17 protein-coding genes are annotated in these 16,345 nt (G+C 63.5%); 2 read left to right on the top strand and 15 right to left on the bottom strand.

Annotated features, from left to right (window positions below; genetic code table 11):
* Positions 1 to 243 precede the first annotated feature (243 nt).
* The 3 genes from PQR40_RS16850 to PQR40_RS16840 form a co-directional block, all read right to left on the bottom strand.
* A complete protein-coding gene (locus PQR40_RS16850; protein ID WP_408509433.1) occupies positions 244 to 585 on the bottom strand; it encodes a 4-oxalocrotonate tautomerase in 342 nt (113 codons plus the stop codon).
* A complete protein-coding gene (locus tag PQR40_RS16845) occupies positions 467 to 1,243 on the bottom strand; it encodes a class II aldolase/adducin family protein (protein ID WP_408388949.1) in 777 nt (258 codons plus the stop codon). Before PQR40_RS16845 ends, PQR40_RS16850 begins: the two co-directional genes overlap by 119 nt.
* Before the next feature lie 94 nt (positions 1,244 to 1,337).
* Complete coding sequence (locus PQR40_RS16840; protein ID WP_408509432.1) at positions 1,338 to 2,300, bottom strand: urea transporter; 963 nt, start codon at positions 2,298 to 2,300, stop codon at positions 1,338 to 1,340.
* A 270-nt stretch (positions 2,301 to 2,570) separates the two neighbouring features.
* Here PQR40_RS16840 and PQR40_RS16835 point away from each other — a divergent pair, with 270 nt between their 5' ends.
* Positions 2,571 to 3,125, top strand: a complete 555-nt coding sequence (locus PQR40_RS16835; RefSeq protein WP_408230147.1) for a putative glycolipid-binding domain-containing protein — start codon at positions 2,571 to 2,573, stop codon at positions 3,123 to 3,125.
* Here PQR40_RS16835 and PQR40_RS16830 read toward each other — a convergent pair.
* From PQR40_RS16830 to PQR40_RS16775, 12 genes are all read right to left on the bottom strand, one after another.
* Positions 3,100 to 4,053: an alpha/beta fold hydrolase gene (locus PQR40_RS16830; protein WP_408509431.1), complete on the bottom strand. Its 954-nt coding sequence runs from the start codon at positions 4,051 to 4,053 to the stop codon at positions 3,100 to 3,102. The genes PQR40_RS16835 and PQR40_RS16830 overlap by 26 nt on opposite strands.
* Positions 4,050 to 4,931: a metal-dependent hydrolase gene (locus PQR40_RS16825; RefSeq protein WP_408509430.1), complete on the bottom strand. Its 882-nt coding sequence runs from the start codon at positions 4,929 to 4,931 to the stop codon at positions 4,050 to 4,052. The genes PQR40_RS16830 and PQR40_RS16825 overlap by 4 nt, the downstream gene beginning before the upstream one ends.
* 82 nt (positions 4,932 to 5,013) lie before the next feature.
* A complete protein-coding gene (locus tag PQR40_RS16820; RefSeq protein WP_408230156.1) occupies positions 5,014 to 5,922 on the bottom strand; it encodes an SDR family NAD(P)-dependent oxidoreductase in 909 nt (302 codons plus the stop codon).
* A 62-nt stretch (positions 5,923 to 5,984) separates the two neighbouring features.
* The gene (locus PQR40_RS16815) at positions 5,985 to 7,601 is read right to left on the bottom strand and encodes a flavin-containing monooxygenase (protein ID WP_408509429.1); all 1,617 of its coding nucleotides are present in this window, start codon (positions 7,599 to 7,601) and stop codon (positions 5,985 to 5,987) included.
* A gap of 215 nt (positions 7,602 to 7,816) precedes the next feature.
* Entirely contained in the window at positions 7,817 to 8,818 is a 1,002-nt protein-coding gene (locus PQR40_RS16810) for a sulfonate ABC transporter substrate-binding protein (RefSeq protein WP_408338705.1), read from the bottom strand.
* A gap of 99 nt (positions 8,819 to 8,917) precedes the next feature.
* The gene (locus tag PQR40_RS16805) at positions 8,918 to 9,784 is read right to left on the bottom strand and encodes a MerR family transcriptional regulator (RefSeq protein ID WP_408338703.1); all 867 of its coding nucleotides are present in this window, start codon (positions 9,782 to 9,784) and stop codon (positions 8,918 to 8,920) included.
* Between the two features lie 29 nt (positions 9,785 to 9,813).
* On the bottom strand, positions 9,814 to 10,425 hold the full coding sequence (locus PQR40_RS16800; RefSeq protein ID WP_408230167.1) for a GNAT family N-acetyltransferase: 612 nt from the start codon (positions 10,423 to 10,425) through the stop codon (positions 9,814 to 9,816).
* 246 nt (positions 10,426 to 10,671) lie between these two features.
* Entirely contained in the window at positions 10,672 to 10,953 is a 282-nt protein-coding gene (locus tag PQR40_RS16795; RefSeq protein ID WP_408230170.1) for a hypothetical protein, read from the bottom strand.
* Positions 10,954 to 11,105: 152 nt separating this feature from the next.
* A complete protein-coding gene (locus PQR40_RS16790; RefSeq protein ID WP_408230173.1) occupies positions 11,106 to 11,720 on the bottom strand; it encodes a peroxidase-related enzyme in 615 nt (204 codons plus the stop codon).
* Positions 11,717 to 12,277: a CMD domain protein gene (locus tag PQR40_RS16785; protein WP_408509428.1), complete on the bottom strand. Its 561-nt coding sequence runs from the start codon at positions 12,275 to 12,277 to the stop codon at positions 11,717 to 11,719. Before PQR40_RS16785 ends, PQR40_RS16790 begins: the two co-directional genes overlap by 4 nt.
* 15 nt (positions 12,278 to 12,292) lie before the next feature.
* On the bottom strand, positions 12,293 to 13,771 hold the full coding sequence (locus PQR40_RS16780; protein ID WP_408509427.1) for an NAD(P)-binding domain-containing protein: 1,479 nt from the start codon (positions 13,769 to 13,771) through the stop codon (positions 12,293 to 12,295).
* Complete coding sequence (locus PQR40_RS16775; protein ID WP_408230182.1) at positions 13,768 to 14,754, bottom strand: LysR family transcriptional regulator; 987 nt, start codon at positions 14,752 to 14,754, stop codon at positions 13,768 to 13,770. Before PQR40_RS16775 ends, PQR40_RS16780 begins: the two co-directional genes overlap by 4 nt.
* 350 nt (positions 14,755 to 15,104) lie before the next feature.
* Between PQR40_RS16775 and PQR40_RS16770 the strand changes: the two genes are divergently transcribed.
* Positions 15,105 to 16,301: an ABC transporter substrate-binding protein gene (locus PQR40_RS16770; RefSeq protein WP_408230185.1), complete on the top strand. Its 1,197-nt coding sequence runs from the start codon at positions 15,105 to 15,107 to the stop codon at positions 16,299 to 16,301.
* Positions 16,302 to 16,345: the final 44 nt, after the last annotated feature.

Raw genomic sequence — 16,345 nt, 5'->3', positions numbered from 1 at the left:
GGGGGGGGGGTTGGGGGCGCCCCCCCCACCCGGGGGTGGGAAAAAAACGGAAAAATAAAAAAACCCCCCCCCCCCCCCCGCCCCCGGGGGGGGGGGGGTGGGGCCACCCCCCCCATTCCCGGCGCTTGCCGGCGGGGCCGGGCGCCGGCCCCCCCGCCCACGGCGACGCGTATCCGATACGCGTCTACTCAGAAGTACCGGCTGCGCGCGCAATGCGCGCAGCGCACGCGCCGGCGTTCAAGCCTACGCTTCAGACCATAAACGCCCACCCGTTGCCCAGTTTTCGCGTTTGACGTCGGTGAGGATAATGTCCACCGAGTTCGGTTCGACGCCGAGCGATTCGCAGGTCGCTTTGGTGATGGCTTCGACGAACTGGCGTTTCTGTTCCAGCGAGCGGCCTTCGAAGAGTTCGATATGAAACGTGGGCATTGCATGACTCCGTGATGGGTGACATTGGGAAATAAATTTAATCGCGGTACGTGCGATCGAACCGGTCGAGCTTGCGCAGCAACGCCGGCCATTCCAGTGTGCCTTCGATCGCACCGCCGTCGTATAGTTGGTCGGCGGTGCGTGCGGCGATTGCATTGCCTGGCACGACGAGCTCGCTGCCGCATGCTTGCGCCTGCAACTGGATTTCGCAGGCCTTGATCAGCGTTGCCATGAGCACATAGGCCTCGGCGACAGTGCGGCCGGCAGTCAGTGTGCCGTGGTTGCGCAACAGCATGGCCGGTTTGCCGGCGAGATGCGCGACGAGGCGTTCGCCCTCAGTCGGCGTAAAGGCGAGGCCTTCGTAATCGTGATAGGCGAGGTGGCCGTAAAAGCGCAGCGCATGTTGCGACGCCGGCAGCAAGCCGGCCGGTTGAGCGGAAACCGCCACGCCCGCCGTATTGTGCAAATGCATCACGCAGAAGGCATCGGGGCGTGCCGCGTGCACGGCGGCGTGCAGTGCGAAGCCCGTCGCGTTGACGGGATGCTCGCTCGTGCCGACGATGTTGCCTTCGATATCGATCTTCACCAGATTCGACGCACACACTTCATCGAACGCGAGACCAAACGGATTGATCAGAAAGTGGCCGGGTTCACCGGGAACACTGGCTGAGATATGCGTGTAGATCAGGTCGTCCCAGCCATTGAGTGCCGCGAGGCGATAGGCGGCGGCCAGGTCGATGCGGGTCTGTTGTTCGGCGTCGGACATCGGCCCCGCCTCGGCGACGCGGCCGGCGGGCGTGTGGGTGAACGACATGTCTGTCTCCTGAAATTGTCTGGTGGGCCGTGACGGCGGCCGGGGTCTGGGGGATAAACCTGCGGCTTGAACCTGCGGCGCCAAACCCATGGCGCTAACCCGCGCGCCTGACCGAAGCCGCTGACGTAATCGATGCCGGTGACGTGACGGGCCCCCGGGCTTCGATGCATTCCGCCGCTTCGGACACTGCTGCGTCACGCATAAACCGTCGAGTGAACCACTGCATGCTCCACGTCGCGAGTACGAACGGTGCCGTCATAGCCGGCAGCGCATAGTAAGTGGCCGCCGTTTGCAACGCGACCGAAAGTGCAACACCGCCGAGCGTCACCGCGATGCCGCAATCGGCCAGCGCGATCGCGCTCAGCGCACCGTTGAATCCTAACAGGCCTGCTTCGAACGAGCTTGCACTTGCGCCGAACTGCAGGTGCACGGCGCTCGCGAGGCTTGCGCCGACCAACGCCCACAGCGCGTGCCGGCGTGACGCCGCGGCGATTCCGATCAGGACGAGCAAACCCGGTAACGCGCCGGACGCAAAGCCGGTTTGTGCGAACCCGGCGAGTAAGCCGCTGCTCAATTGCGTGGCGTCGAGCGTGTGCTCAGCGGTGAAAGCTGTTTGCTGGGAAACTCGTGTCACCAGCGGTAACCAAAACCACGTAACGATCAGGCAGGGGCTCGAGAAAAACCCGAGATCCCGTGCACGTAACCAGCGCGACCACGGTTCCAGCAGCCACGCGGCGCCCGTCGCGGCCAGAATCGCCACGGCGGCGGCTGTTGCATTGTCGGCGATGAAGCTGAACGCAGCGAGACCGGCCAGCGCGCCGTTAAAGCCATGCAGGCCGGCGCGGGTCGCATCCTCGCGATAGCCGGCCAGCACTGCGCTTACGTTGGCTGCGATCGCGCCCATCAGCGCCGCGCATGCGAGGCGCGGATCGCATAGCAGCCATGCGGCGAGCAGGCACGCGCCGGTGAAAGCGTTCGGTTGCAGCACGATCTGGCCGAGGCTGCGCAACAAGGTGCGCAAGGCGGCGGATTGTGCTTCGGTTGCGGCTGCGGGCATGGTTTGGGGACGGTGAATTCGATACGGCGCGACTTTGCCGCGTGCAAGCCAGGCGTGCGCGGCGGGTCAGGTTGAGTGTGACCCGCGAGCATAGGCCACTTGCCCCCCGCCAGGCATTGCCGGGCGTTGATAGTGGCTATTTGCGACACACGCGCACCATAGCGCCCCTGACCGAAAGGCCGAAAAACAACCTGTCGGCGAACCGAAAGCTTTCGCGCTACGATAGGAACCCGGCACGCTGGCTGTGCCGTTTCACAAGGAGACAGGCGGATGCGTGAATTACGATGGGCATCGGAAGAGGACGACGGCATTGAACATCTGGTGTTCGAGGCGCGCGCGGACGGCTTTGCGGTGGAGAGCGCCCTGGTCGGGCAGCGCTACGGCAAAGCGTATGGCCTGCACTATCAGGTGCGCTGCGACGCGCAATGGCGCACCACGTATGCGTGGCTGAAGATCGTCGGCGGCGGGGAGCTGGAATTGCACGGCGACGGCGCCGGCCATTGGCACGATGGCCACGGGCGCGTACTGAGCGCGATTGAAGGCTGCATCGATATCGATATCGCCGCCACGCCCTATACGAACACGCTGCCGATCCGCCGTTTGCAACTGGCCGAGGGCGCGCGCGAGCCGATTTCCGTAGCCTATATTTCGACGCCGGATTTGCAGGTCACGCGCGCCGAGCAGGCGTATTCGTGCATCGAGTTGAATCGCGTGTATCGCTACGAGGGCATCTTTCGCAATTTCACTGCGGACCTGACAGTGGATGAAGACGGCCTCGTGATCGACTATCCGACGCTGTTCACACGCCTGCCGCGCGGGCGTTGATCGTCGGGATGCCGGGGCCGCCAGCCCGATGCTGTTCGACAAAGCGTTCGATGCCTGCCGCGATGCGCTCGGGTTCGCGCAATATGACCCAATGGCCGGCATCGATTTCGGTGCGATCATATGCGCCGAGCCAGCCTTCGAGCCCAAGGGAAAGCTCGGGCCCGACGTAGCGATCGCGCAGTGGCACGATGAATTGCACCGGTGCCTGCGCATGGCGCGCGCGCGGGTGCAGCAACTTGTCGATGAAATTGGCGCGGTAGAGATTCAGGCCGTTGATCGCGTTGCGCGTTTGCGCAGGATCGCGTTCAGGGCGCACGCTTTCGGTCAGGCGCAGCCATAACGGCCACATGCGTGCGCCGCCCGCGCGCCACACCAGTTCCGGCAGCAATGGCAGGTGAAAGAAGAAGATGTACCAGGATTTGAGTGTCTGCCGCAGACCGCTGCCGAATGGGCGCTTTGCTGCCTGAGGCGCTCTGGATTGTTCCGCAGGATCGGCGCCAGCGCCGCCGCGTAAGCCGAACGACGCGTGATCGAGGCACGGCCCGGAGATCGACGTGTACGAGGCAATGCGGCCTTTGAAGGCAGGATCGGTGACTGCTTCCCAGCTTTGAATCGAACCCCAGTCGTGGCCAACAAGGTGAAACGGCCGCGCGCCGCACGTTGCATCGGCGACGGCCGCGAGATCGGCGGCCAACCGTTCGAGCCGGTAAGCCGCGCGCGCCGCCGGCGCGCCGGATGCCCCCGCGCCGCGCACGTCATAGCTGATCACGCGATAGCGCGCGTCGAGTTGCGCGCGCACCGGTTCCCACACTGCCGCCGAATCCGGATAACCGTGCACCAGCACGATCGGTGGCGCGTCGCGCGGCCCACTCACGTAGACCGCGAGCCGCACGTCGCCGGCCTCGACCGACAGCGTGTCGCGTATCACGCGGCCGCCTGCACGCCGCGTCGCGCGGCTTTGCGTGCGCTCGGCGTGGCCGCGTTGGAGGCGTCGACTGCGGCGACGAGGCCGTCGATACGCGACAGTTGCGCGCGATTGTCGTGATCCCACGGATGGAAGCCCGGGCGGAAAAAGCTCAGCCATTCGCCGGCGATACGCGGAAACACGCCGTGACGCGGGCTGTACAGATACTTCACGACGCGCCACATGCCGCGGATATGGCCGCCGCGTTTGCGATCAGCGATTAGCAGACGCACGTGGAAGTCGAACACGATCAGCCAGAAGGTCAGGGTAGTGGCGAGCATCGTGCTGGTGCGCAGCAGATAGCGTCCGAGGCCGGGTTTAACCACCGCATTCCACACGTCGTACGAAACCGACTTGTGTTCGGTTTCTTCGAGCGCATGCCAGGTCCACATCTGCGCATAGCCTTCAACCGAACCTTCGATACGCGATGCGTCCTCCAGCAGCAAACCCGCCAGCATCGCCGTGTAATGCTCGAGGCAGACCGTCACCGCGAGTTGATACGAATGCGGCAGGATCTTGCGGCCGAAGTTGAGAATCGCCCACAGCCGCTTGTCGAGCTTGTGCGCGGGCAAACCGGCTTCCTGCAGCAGATCGTTGTATTCGATGTGCTCGCGCGTATGCATCGCTTCCTGGCCGATAAAGCCGAGCACCTGCTTCTTCAGCACAGGGTCGTCGATCTGGTCGCGGTAGTTGCGCACGCTATCCATGAAGAAACGCTCGCCGGCTGGGAATAGCAGCGAAAGCGCGTTGAAGAAGTGTGTCACATGCGAGCCCTGCACGTGCCAATCGGAGGCACGTTCGGGCGGTAAGTTGAAACGGAGGTCGCGGCGAACCGGCATCATGGCCTTGCTCCTTGTGATCTTTTATGTGCTGCTGATTGTGCTGATCGGGTGTTATGCATCGCGTTACGTGTCGGTCCGCGCATCACGCGCGACGGCCGTCCATTTGCGCGGCACGGCGCGCGCGCTTTTCCGCAATGCGTTTCATGCGGCGCGTCTGCATCACGACCAGCGCCTGATACGCCGCCGGCAACGTACGCGCCATCCAGTCGGCGGCGCGCGCATCACGGCCGATCAACACACGCCGTTTGTTCTTGCGCACGCCGTCGAGAATCACGCGTGCGGCTTCGTCGGCGGTGGTGATGAAAAACTTCTCGAAGTCGTCCTTGCCTTGCTGTTCGGTTTCCAGCATGAAGCCGACCATGTTCGACGAGATGCGGCTCGACTGTGCGATGCCTGTGCGAATGCCGCCCGGGTGCACGCAAGTCGCCGACACGCCGCACTTCATCAGATCGAGTTCCTGGCGCAACGCTTCGGTAAAGCCGCGCACGGCGAATTTGGTCGCGTTGTAGCCGCTCATGCCGGGCTGCGAGAACAGGCCGAACACGCTCGACGTATTGATGATGTGTCCCGCACCGGAGGCCTTGATATACGGCAGAAACGCCTTCGTGCCGTGCACCACGCCCCAGAAATTGATGCCGACGATCCACTCCAGATCGGCGTACTCCATTCCTTCGATGGTGCTGGACAGTGCGACGCCCGCGTTGTTGAACACGAGGTTCACCCGTTGATGCTGCGCGGCCGTTTCGGCGGCCCAGTCGAACATCGCGGCGCGGTCCGACACGTCGAGCACACGCGTGGTGATGCGCAGCGGCGAGCCCACGATATGCGGCGCGGCCGCCTGCGCGAGTTGCGCGGTTTCTTCGAGGCTCGTGGCGTTGCGGTCGGCGAGCGCGAGGTGGCAGCCTTCGCGTGCCAGCCGGATCGCGAGTGAACGGCCCATGCCTGAGCCTGCGCCGGTAATCGCGGCCACTCTGTCGGTGAAGTTTTTCATGGCTTATCTCCTGTCCTCTCTGAACGGTGCCTTGTCGTTGCGCTCTTTTTGGTTGTGCTTTTTCAGGTTGCTTCCGCGGATGTCGTGGCCGCGTTGCCGTGAGCATGGACAGGCGGCTGCGTGTCGGCATGCCCGCTCAGCGGCTGCACGGCGGGCGAATACGCGAGGTAATCGTCCATGCTGAAGGTGCTGGTGGCCTGGCGGAATTTGTAGGCGAATCCTGGCCACAGCGTTGTGTTCTTGCCGGTCTTCGGATCGAGATACCAGCTCTTGCAGCCGCCCGTCGACCAGATCGCACGGCCGAGTTTCTGCTGGATCTGTTCGTTGTAGGCACGCTCCACCTGCGGGCGCACTTCGATCGCATCGGCGCGTTCGGTCTTCATCGTCTTCAATGCGCGCAGGACGTATTCGACTTGCGATTCGATCATGAACACCATCGAGTTATGACCGAGACCGGTGTTCGGGCCGACGATCATGAAGAAGTTCGGATAACCGGGCAGTGTCGTGCCGAGATACGCATGCGCGCCATTGCGCCACGTATCGACGATATCGACGCCGCCACGCCCGCGCACCACGCCCGCCGGAAACGGGTCGGCCACCTGGAAGCCGGTGCCGAAGATCAGGCAGTCGGCCGGATGGCGCGCGCCGTCGGTCGTGATCACCGCGTCTTCTTCCACGCGAGCGATGCCGGTGGTCGTCACCGACACGTTCTGGCGCGACAGCGCGGGGAAGTAGTCGTTCGAGATCAGAATGCGCTTGCAGCCCATCGTGTAGTTCGGCGTGAGCGTGGCGCGCAGCTGCGGATCGGGCACCTGGCGGCGCAGATGACGCTCCGCGACTTTCTGCGCGGTCTTCATGAGCGAAGGATGAACCGCGAAACCGAGGGCGCGTGATTCGAGCATGCAGTAGAGTGCCGAACGCATGATCTTCTGCGTGAACGGCAGATGCCTGAACAGCCACTGTTCGAACGGCTTCACCGCGCGGTCGGCCTTCGGCATGATCCACGGCGGCGTGCGCTGGAACAGGTTCAGATGCGAGACGCGCGGCGCGATCTGCGGCACGAACTGAATCGCGCTCGCACCGGTGCCGATCACCGCGACGCGTTTGCCTTCGAACGAATAGGTATGGTCCCAGTGCTGTGAGTGGAACGCTTTACCCTTGAATTTCTCGATGCCGGGAATGTTCGGCATGGCCGCGCGCGACAGCCCGCCCATCCCCGAGATCAGCACGCGCGCCGACCATTGCTGACCGTTCGCGAACGTCAGTTGCCAGCGGTGGCGGGTTTCGTCGTAGATCGCGCTCGCCAGCTCATGGCCGAAGCGCAGATGACGCTGAACGCCGAAGCGTTGCGTGCACGCTTCCAGATAAGCGCGAATTTCCGGCTGGCGCGCGAACATGCGGGTCCAGCGCGGATTTGGGGCGAAGGAGAACGAATAGACGTGCGATTGCACGTCGCAGGCACAACCGGGATAGTGGTTGTCGCGCCAGGTGCCGCCCACCGACTCAGCCTTTTCGGCAATGATGAAGTCGGTCATGCCGGCTTGCCGCAGCCGGATCGCCATCCCAAGGCCGGCAAAGCCGGAGCCGATGATGGCGATATCGGTATCGATGGGCGTGGATGCGTCGGGCGCCGGTGCGTCGGGCGCCGCGTCGTCGAGGGGCATCATGCGTGCGTTCATCCGATCCGTCTCCGTTTTGTTCGCTTTTGACTGTTACATTGGTTGATGTAACAATAGAGGCTGTCAACGGATGACGCAAGCGGGCTGTTAGACCCTCCGCTCTAAGAATGGCTGCATGATTTTTCACTATGTGAAAAAAGACTGCCGGCGTCAGGCATAAAAAAGCGGACCCGCAGGTCCGCCGTTTTTCGCCTCACTGGATACTCAGTGCCGCTTCATTTCGCCGCCAGCGCCGCTGTAACCGCGCGGTTTTGCCAGACGTTGTCCTTCACGGTCACTTTCTGCGGAATCAGATGGGCGCCGTAAAACGCGTCGGCGACCACCTGCTGCGAGCGCACGATCTCGTCGGTCACGGTGCTGGTGCCGTACGGATAGCGGCGCACCCAGGTTTCGACCAGCTTCTGATCCAGACCGACCTTCGGCGCGATCAGCGCGGCGGTTTCTGCCGGATGGTCGTTGACCCACAGGCCGGCGGTGCGCAACTGGCCGAGAATCGCGCCGATCACGTCCGGATGCTGCTGCGCGAAGTCGCGTGTGGCCTCGTAGAAGTTATAGGGGGCGTTGAGGTCCGAATAATCGACCAGCGTGCGAGCCTTCAGCGCCTGTTGCGCGGCGGCGTAATACGGATCCCAGATCACCCAGGCGTCGACGGTGCCGCTTTCGAAGGCGGCGCGCGCATCGGCGGGCGCCAGATACACCGGCTGAATGTCTTCGTAACGCACGCCGGCTTTTTTCAGCGCTTCAAGCAGCAGATAGTTCGAGCTCGAACCCTTCTGCAGCGCGACACGCTTGCCTTTCAATTCCGCCACGCTATGCAGCGTCGAATCGCTTCGGACCAGAATGGCTTCGGCATGACGTCCGGACGGCTCCGCGCCGACGTACACGAAGCGTACGCCACCGGCCTGCGCGAACACCGGCGGCGGCGCGCCGGTGTAGCCGAAGTCGACGCTGTTCGCATTCAGTGCTTCAAGCAGTTGCGGGCCGGCCGGAAATTCGAACCATTTGATGCTGTAGCCAAGCGGTTTGAGCTTGTCGTCGAGCGAGCCTTGCGCTTTCAGGATCGCGAGCAAGCCTGATTTCTGATAGCCGATGCGCAGTACCTTGGCAGGCTCCTGGGCGGCGCCGGTGCCGCTGCTTTGCGCGCTTGCGCCCAATGTCGTGAATGCCGCCAGCAATGCGGCGGCGATTGAAAGCAAAAAACGGGTATGACGGGCCATCCGGCGAATCTCCATTGCGTTCGATTGGTCGAAGATCGTCGCATGGACGTCCCGCCGGGCAAACGAAGCAATGCAGATTTGAATATGACGCGCGCGGCGCTATTTTTTAGGTTTTTCTTTCTTTGCGGCAGCGCGCTCCGCCGTTGTGCCTTCAGGCGGATGGCCCAGCTTCTTTTCCATGATCGCCGCAACGCGGTCGCCGAGATAATCGCCGGAAGCTTCTTCAAGCGCGCGGTTCATTTCACTTTCAACCAGCACCATTGCCAGCGGCCGCACACGCCAGATCGCTTCGACCAGGGCGGGCACGTCGGCAGGCGGTGGCAGCGCGTCGGCGTCGTAGCGGTCCAGTTGACGCACCACCAGATCGACCAGCGCCTTGGCGACCGCATTGAAGTGCGGCCTCGCGGTACCCACGGCATCGAGCAGGTCGGTGAGTGGAATGCCTTCCTTCGCCAGGGCGGCGCCGGCGGTCAGCGCCGTAGGGTTGCCCGACACGAACGAAAGGCCGTCGCGCTCCAGCAAACCGAGATCGACGGCTTTGCCGAGCGCGCTCGGGGATGCTTTATTGCCGAACAATTGCAGCAGTTCGATCAGCGAGTATTTTTTCGGCCGTTCGCGCGACCAGCGGCCGCCGATTGCGGTTTCAAGGCCGAGGATCGAACGCAGATCGTGGCCTTCATCGACGGCCATGATCAGGTCCTGGATGTTCGCGAGCGTGTAGCCGCGCGTCAGCAGGTGGTTGATCAGCTTGAGGCGCGACACGTGCGTGTCGTCATACACGCCCACGCGGCCGCGCTTTTCCGGCGGCTCGAGCAGGCCGCGATCCTGATACGCGCGTACGTTGCGCACGGTGGTGTCAGTGACCCGCGCGAGTTCGTCGACGGTGTATTCATTGCGCGGCACGGCGCTTGCCGGGACGTTCGAGTCGTCGGGCGCGGGCGAAAAGGAGGGCGGCGGTTTGGGCATGGGGGGATTTTAACGCGCCGCGCAGCGCTTCAGTCGTGTCCCTGCGCCACATCGTCCGGTAAGGATGAATCGCCTGCGCCCAAGGTCCGCTGCATCAGCGTGGTGTCGAGCCACCGGCCATGCTTGAAGCCGACCGCCTTCAACGTGCCGGTCAATTCGAAACCCAGTTGCGTATGCAGCGACAGTGAACCGCCGCTGCCGCCGTCGGCGATGACGGCGACCATCTGCCGCCAGGGGCCGGTTTCGCAGCGTTCGATCAGCGCCTGCAATAGCGCGCGTCCCAGGCCTCGCCCGCGATACGCGTCGCCGATGTAGATCGAATCCTCGATCGTATGGCGATAGGCGACGCGCGGCCGGTAGGGCGTGGCGTAACAATAGCCGGCGACCTCGCCGTCGATCTCCGCCACCATGTACGGCAGCCCGTGGCTGCGCACCGATGCGAGGCGCGTGCGCAGGTCGTCGACGGAAGGCGGAATTTCTTCGAACGAAGCGACCCCGGTCAGCACGTGGTGCGCGTAGATCGCCTGAATCGCGGGCAGATCGGCTTCGGCGGCGTCGCGGATGACGGGCGCGGTGGGCGGCAGCGTGGCGGCTGAGTCGGCTGAATGGGCCGTGGAGGGTGCGGGACGGGTGGTGCTCATACGTGTTCCTGTCGTGGCCGGTAGGTCTGAGAATACGTTTTACTATGCCCGCCGCGCGCGCGAATTTGAAGCGAGTCAAAAATCGCTACGTTCTATAGGCGGTATCAGCGTATCTACAGGTGACTGGCGTACGCCAGACCTGGCGTGGAACGCCCGGCCTGGCGTGGAACGCCCGGCCATGCGGCTGGGCCGGGCGCTACGGATTTTCGTCGCCAGCACGCATCCGCGCGGCATGCGTTCCGGGGATCAGTTATGCGAGTACGTATCAGGCTGTGTCACGTGTCCGCGGTAATGCCGGTGATGCTTGCTCTTGTGCTTCGGTTTGGCCTTGGCCGGCGCGTGCTCGGCAGGCTGGGCTTGCGGCGACTGCTGCGGCTGGGCCTGTGCGCCCGGCGCGGGTGCCGGATGGGCATTGCCGGACGGCAGCGAGCTTTGGCCTTCGCCGAAACGGAAGGTCTGCGAGGTTTGCGCGTAAGCACCGGCGGACAGCGTTAGGGCGGCAACTGCGAGGCAAATCGAAAACTTCATGAATCCATCCTCCTTCTTAACGAGCCGGTGAGAATACCGCAATGCGGCTTGCTGTTCCCCCGGCGCGCTCAGACGGGCATGGCCGCAAGCACTGATTCGTCAAGCTCGAATACCAGGGGGCTGCCGGACACATTGACTGGCGTGCTTCAGGATCAGGCGTCCGCGGCAGGAAACACGGGTTCGCCAAGCGTGAGCATCAGCCGATTGGCCCACGCGAAGATCGCAATAGCGTGAGTCAGGTCGAGGATTTCCGCGTGCGTCAGGCCATGTGCTTCGAGCCGTTTGATGGCGGCTGCGTCGACATTTTCAGGGCGTTCGGTCAGTTCGATCGCGTACCGGATGATCGCTCGCTCGTGCTCCGTGGTGCCTGCGGTCAAGGGGTCTTCGAACACCTGCTCGATCGCGTCGGTCCGCTTCGCGAGCTGGCCGAATCGTTGCGCGTGCACCGAAGCGCAATACACGCAGCCGTTCACACGCGACACCACGGTGCTGGCGAGCTCGCGTTCGGCGCGCGGCAGGCCGCCTGGCGCATACATGATCGCGTTGAAAACCCCGGAGCGCTGCCGCAGGATTTCCGCCTGCTGGACCAGCAGCAGATAGTAGTCGGAGGTCTTGGCTTTAGGATGGCTCTCTTCGAGCACGGCGATCTGCTCGAGTGTGGCGCCGCCGAGGCTGACCGTGTCGAGCCATGCGCGCCAGCCGAGCGTATCGAAGGTGAAGCCGTTGAACCGGTCAACCGGCAACGCACTGGTATTCACATGACTCATGCTGCCTCCTGGGCGGCGCGCAGTGCCTTCAGGCCCACTACGACACGCAACTGATAGGTGACGAACGCAATCAGTTGCGACAACGCGACGATACCGCGCGTCGTGATACCGGCCTGCTGCAGCGTCAGCAGATGTTCGGGGCGTGCATCGACAGGCGCGAGTGTCAGCAGCTTGACGTGCGAGAGGATCGCGATCAGGCGCGCGTCGGTGGCGGGGTCGAGCGTGCCCGCTTCGATTGAATCGAGCGTAACCGGTTGTGCGCCGGCGGCGATGAGCCTGGCGGTGTAGGCGTCGGCGAGATCGTCGGCCCGCGAAAGGCGCGCGGCATACCACGCTGCAGACAAACGCTCCTGCAAGGAGAGATCGGGCAACGCGGGATCGAACAATGCATCTTCGCTGCGCTGTGTGTGCAGCGCGACTTTGTCGCGGGCATGACGGATCGCGGCGAGCGGGCTGCCGGTTTGCAGGCCGGCGAGAGCGTCGACGGTGTCGATGATGTCTGCGCCATTCGCGTCTGAGGGCGCGGACGGCTGGTTGGGTGATGCGAGGTCGGTCATGTCTGCTCCGGCGGGTTAATCAGTGTTTTCAGCGGTGTTTTCTGCTTGCAGGTGAGCGCGCGAAGTGCCGGACGACGCATCCGCATCGGTCCATTCATTGCCTTGCAGCTCCGCCGTATTGAAGGCGAGGAGTGCCTCGTAGTGCCGCTCACGATCCGCGTCGAACAGACGGCTCGCGATGCCACGCGCAAGACGCTGTGCGCCGTCGCTGATCGCCGGGATGTCGCCGGACAGCTTTCCATGACTGAGGCTCGCTGCATGATTGAAGCAATGGATCTGCGTCAGCGCCGCACATGTGCCGCGTTCGCGTTCCTGAAACGCGAATGCGGCACCGAGATCCGGTGATTCGGCCAGTTCGTGTGAAGGCAGCGACGGGTCTGCTTGATAGCGATCTTTCCAGCGCCGCACGTAGCGCGCGAACGGCGCGAATTCGGAACGCGTGGAGAGATCCGAATGAAAGCCGGTCGCGAAGATCAGAAAGTCCACCGCGTAACGGCCTTTCGGCGTTGTCACCGCGAGCGAACCGTGGAGTTCGTCGAGCGCAACGATCGGGCTGCCGACGTGAAAGCATGCACCGTTATGGCGGGAAACTCGCAGCACGCTGTCGCGCGGCGGGGGTGTTTGTTCAGTCTGCGCGTAGTGCAGGAAGCGCCATCTGGAAGCATCGTCGAGATCGGCGAAACCGTGCACGAGGCCCGGATTGCCGATGCCCGTCAGCTTGTTCACACGCGGAATATCGTCGCGGCGGATAAACAGATCGACACTGGCCGCACCTGCTTCGAGTGCGGTCGCGGCATTGTCGAAGGCAGACGCACCCGCGCCGACGACACCGACGCGCTTGCCGGCCAATGCGGCGAAGTCGATTGCATCCGCGGAGTGCGCCCAGTAGCGGGGCGCAACCGTGTTGGCGATAGCCGGTACAAAGGGACCGCCCAAACCGTCGCGTCCGGTGGCGAGCACGACATGCCGCGCGAGCACCGTGCGCTGCGCGCCTGCTTCAGCGAGATCGAGCGCTAGCAGGCCGTCGTCGTGCGGCCGAAGCGAGGTCAGCGTGGTGTCGTTATGCACCGGCAGATCGAGCACGTGGCGATACCAGCGCAAATAGTCCATCCACTGTGTTCGCGGAATCTTGTAGAGCGCATCCCATGCGGCGCTGCCGAATTGCGCTTCGTACCACGCGCGGAACGTGAGGGCCGGCATGCGCAAGGCGGGCCCCGTGAGCTGCTTGGGCGAGCGCAGCGTTTCCATGCGCGCGAACGATACCCACGGACCTTCGTGTCCGGATGGCGCGCGGTCAAACACCCGCAGATTGTCGATGCCGAGCCAGCGCAGTTCTGCCGCCGCGGCGAGCCCCGCCATGCCGCCGCCGATCACCGCGACATCGAGCACGCGTTCAGCATCGGCGAAACGCGGCGGGACCCATGAGGGCGCGGGCAATTCCAGCCAGCGCAGATCTTCACGCAAGCGGGCTTCGAGTGCGGCAAGGCGATTCATGCGGTGTGTTCCAGATGTTTGGTGCGTGCACGGGGGACGCGCGTTTCGCGCTGTAGTAGCGCATCGTGTTGCTGGGCGGGATGCAGCACCACGCCTTCGAGCAGTTCGCGCGTCGCGTGTTCGATGGCTTGCAGCAACGCGTCGACGGCGGCGCGGCGCGGTTTGCCCGCCGGCGTCACAACGCCGAAGAAGAACGGAATCGCACAGTCGAGTGGCCGCGCCGTTACGCCTTCGATCGACAGGCCGAGACCCGTTGCCGGATCCACGATCGCGACTCCGGCACCCGCCCGGGCGGCCATCACCGCATTTAACGATGCGTTGGTTTCGAGGAACACATCAGCGGAAATACGCGCGGCCGCGAACGCCGCGTCGATCCGATGCCGCAGTCGAAACCGGTTCGCCACGGTAACGATGCGCCGGGTCGCCAGATCGCGCAGCGCGATGTACGGCTGCGAGGCGAGCGGATCGCCGCTTTGCACGAGCGCCACGCAGGGCGCCTCAGCTATCCAGTGAATGTCGAGTCCCGCATGGCCGATCGGCAGCGTGACCAGGCCGATATCCGCGGAACGGGTCAGTACTTCATGCACGACGTGTTCGGCCGACAAACTGCGTAACTGGAATTGCGATGCATGGCCGAGCGGCGGCAGCGCGGCGATGGCTGGCGGCACGATTGACGCCGCCAGCGCGGGCGTGGCCGCCACGCGCAGCGGTTCCGCTTCGCCGAGACCGATGGCGCGCGCCCGTTGCTCGATGGTCTTCAGTCCGATTAGCGAACGCTCGACTTCTTCGTAAAGCAGAAACGCGCGATGCGTCGGCGTGACACGCGGACCATTGCGATTGAAGAGGGCATAGCCGAGATCCGCTTCGAGCTCCTGAATCTGACGCGTGACGGCGGGCTGCGAGCGCTCGAGTAAACGCCCCGCACCGGTGATGCTGCCGGCGGACATGACCGCCGAAAACGCTTCGAGTTGATGCAGCTCCATGGCTGGCCCTGGCAATTCGGTCTGCGCATTGTAGGGTCGTCTGAATACGGGATTTATATAATCAATTCCGATATCGACAGCCGAAAAAATGCGAAGCGGATCGGCGGACGAGCGCGTGGCGTCTCAGGTTCTGTTCCATGCGGTGCGTTTCGAAAGAGAAAAAAATCAATTGCATCAATGAGATGCTTCAGCGTGTTTGCGGATGAGGGTGAACATGGGCGCATGGCTTCGTCTTGCGCAAGCAGAGGCATGCGCTCCAACGTGATAACCATATTCCCAAAACTTCGTTGGTTCGCCGGAATTCACCGTGGTTACATGGCCCCACTTTGAAGATGAGAGTCGGGGCAAACATGAAGCACGTATCGAAATCATCGCGGACCAGCTGGTCACGCTGGCTAAAAACGCTGCCGGTGCTCGCCGCCGTGGTGGGCATCGCAGTAACCTCGCCGGCCTATGCCGGCGCCGCGGCGGGCGAGCCGTATCTGATCGGCGTGAGTGGGCCGCTTACTGGACAGGACGCGCAATACGGCACGCAGTGGAAGCGCGGCTTCGATCTCGCGTTGGAGCAGATCAACAGCCAGGGCGGCATCAAGGGCCGTCCGCTTGCCTACGACTTCGAGGACAGCCGTGGTGATCCACGCCAGGCCGTGTCGATCGCGCAGAAGTTCGTCGGCGATCCGCGCATTCTGCTGGAGTTGGGTGACCTGTCGAGCACGACCTCAATGGCGGCCTCGCCGATTTATCAACGCGGACAACTCGTGCAATTCGGCTTCACCAATTCGCACCCTGATTTCACCAAGGGCGGCGACTACATGTGGAGCACGGCGCTCAGCCAGGCCGAAGAACAACCGCTGCTCGCGCATTACGCGGCGAAAGAACTCGGCTTCAAGCGCATTGCCGTGCTTTATCTGAATACCGACTGGGGCCGCACCAGCAAGGACATTTTCTCGAAAGCCGCCGCGCAGGATGGCGCGCAGGTCGTCGCGGCGGAAGGCTATCAGCCGACGGAGAAAGACTTCCGCGCGACGCTGGTGCGCGTGAACGAAGCGAAGCCCGACTCGCTCGTGCTGATCTCGTACTACGCGGACGGCGCGCAGATCGTGCGCCAGGCGCGCTCGTCAGGATTGACGCAACCGATTGCGGCAGTGGGCTCCATCTATTCGCCGAAGTTTCTCGAACTGGGCGGCGAGGCCGTGAACGGCGTATTCACCGAATCGAATTTCTTCCCCGGCGACAAGCGGCCTGAAGTGCAGGACTTCGTGCAGCGTTATCGCGCGAAGTACAGCGGCGAGCCCGATACGTTCGCCGCGCGTGCTTATGACGCGATGATCGTCTCGGCGGAGGTCATGCGTCGCTATGGCGTGACCCGTCAGGCGGTACATGACGGTCTGAAGCAGATCAAGGATGTGCCGAGCCTGATCTTCGGCAAGGTGCAGTTCGACCCGCAGACGCGCCGCGTGGCCGGCGCGCGCAGCGTGTACCTGGTCGTCAAGGACAACCAGTTCACACAATGGGACGGTGCGAAGCCGCTGGTCGCTTCGAAATAACACCTGCGCAACGCAAAAGCAACGCTCACGTGTCTGCTTCTCAC

The sequence above is a fragment of the Paraburkholderia sediminicola genome, assembly GCF_046026855.1.
GTDB classification, from domain to species: domain Bacteria; phylum Pseudomonadota; class Gammaproteobacteria; order Burkholderiales; family Burkholderiaceae; genus Paraburkholderia; species Paraburkholderia sediminicola_A.
Note: the sequence above shows the minus strand (reverse complement) of the source record. Positions and strands in the feature narration are given on the sequence as shown.

Bases quoted from the DNA above. Each gene is read 5' to 3' on its own strand.
- PQR40_RS16850 (WP_408509433.1), bottom strand. From the start codon at position 585: ATGCAATCGCCGCACGCACCGCCGACCAACTATACGACGGCGGTGCGA.
- PQR40_RS16845 (WP_408388949.1), bottom strand. From the start codon at position 1,243: ATGTCGTTCACCCACACGCCCGCCGGCCGCGTCGCCGAGGCGGGGCCG.
- PQR40_RS16840 (WP_408509432.1), bottom strand. From the start codon at position 2,300: ATGCCCGCAGCCGCAACCGAAGCACAATCCGCCGCCTTGCGCACCTTG.
- PQR40_RS16835 (WP_408230147.1), top strand. From the start codon at position 2,571: ATGCGTGAATTACGATGGGCATCGGAAGAGGACGACGGCATTGAACAT.
- PQR40_RS16825 (WP_408509430.1), bottom strand. From the start codon at position 4,931: ATGATGCCGGTTCGCCGCGACCTCCGTTTCAACTTACCGCCCGAACGT.
- PQR40_RS16820 (WP_408230156.1), bottom strand. From the start codon at position 5,922: ATGAAAAACTTCACCGACAGAGTGGCCGCGATTACCGGCGCAGGCTCA.
- PQR40_RS16815 (WP_408509429.1), bottom strand. From the start codon at position 7,601: ATGAACGCACGCATGATGCCCCTCGACGACGCGGCGCCCGACGCACCG.
- PQR40_RS16810 (WP_408338705.1), bottom strand. From the start codon at position 8,818: ATGGCCCGTCATACCCGTTTTTTGCTTTCAATCGCCGCCGCATTGCTG.
- PQR40_RS16805 (WP_408338703.1), bottom strand. From the start codon at position 9,784: ATGCCCAAACCGCCGCCCTCCTTTTCGCCCGCGCCCGACGACTCGAAC.
- PQR40_RS16800 (WP_408230167.1), bottom strand. From the start codon at position 10,425: ATGAGCACCACCCGTCCCGCACCCTCCACGGCCCATTCAGCCGACTCA.
- PQR40_RS16795 (WP_408230170.1), bottom strand. From the start codon at position 10,953: ATGAAGTTTTCGATTTGCCTCGCAGTTGCCGCCCTAACGCTGTCCGCC.
- PQR40_RS16790 (WP_408230173.1), bottom strand. From the start codon at position 11,720: ATGAGTCATGTGAATACCAGTGCGTTGCCGGTTGACCGGTTCAACGGC.
- PQR40_RS16785 (WP_408509428.1), bottom strand. From the start codon at position 12,277: ATGACCGACCTCGCATCACCCAACCAGCCGTCCGCGCCCTCAGACGCG.
- PQR40_RS16780 (WP_408509427.1), bottom strand. From the start codon at position 13,771: ATGAATCGCCTTGCCGCACTCGAAGCCCGCTTGCGTGAAGATCTGCGC.
- PQR40_RS16775 (WP_408230182.1), bottom strand. From the start codon at position 14,754: ATGGAGCTGCATCAACTCGAAGCGTTTTCGGCGGTCATGTCCGCCGGC.
- PQR40_RS16770 (WP_408230185.1), top strand. From the start codon at position 15,105: ATGAAGCACGTATCGAAATCATCGCGGACCAGCTGGTCACGCTGGCTA.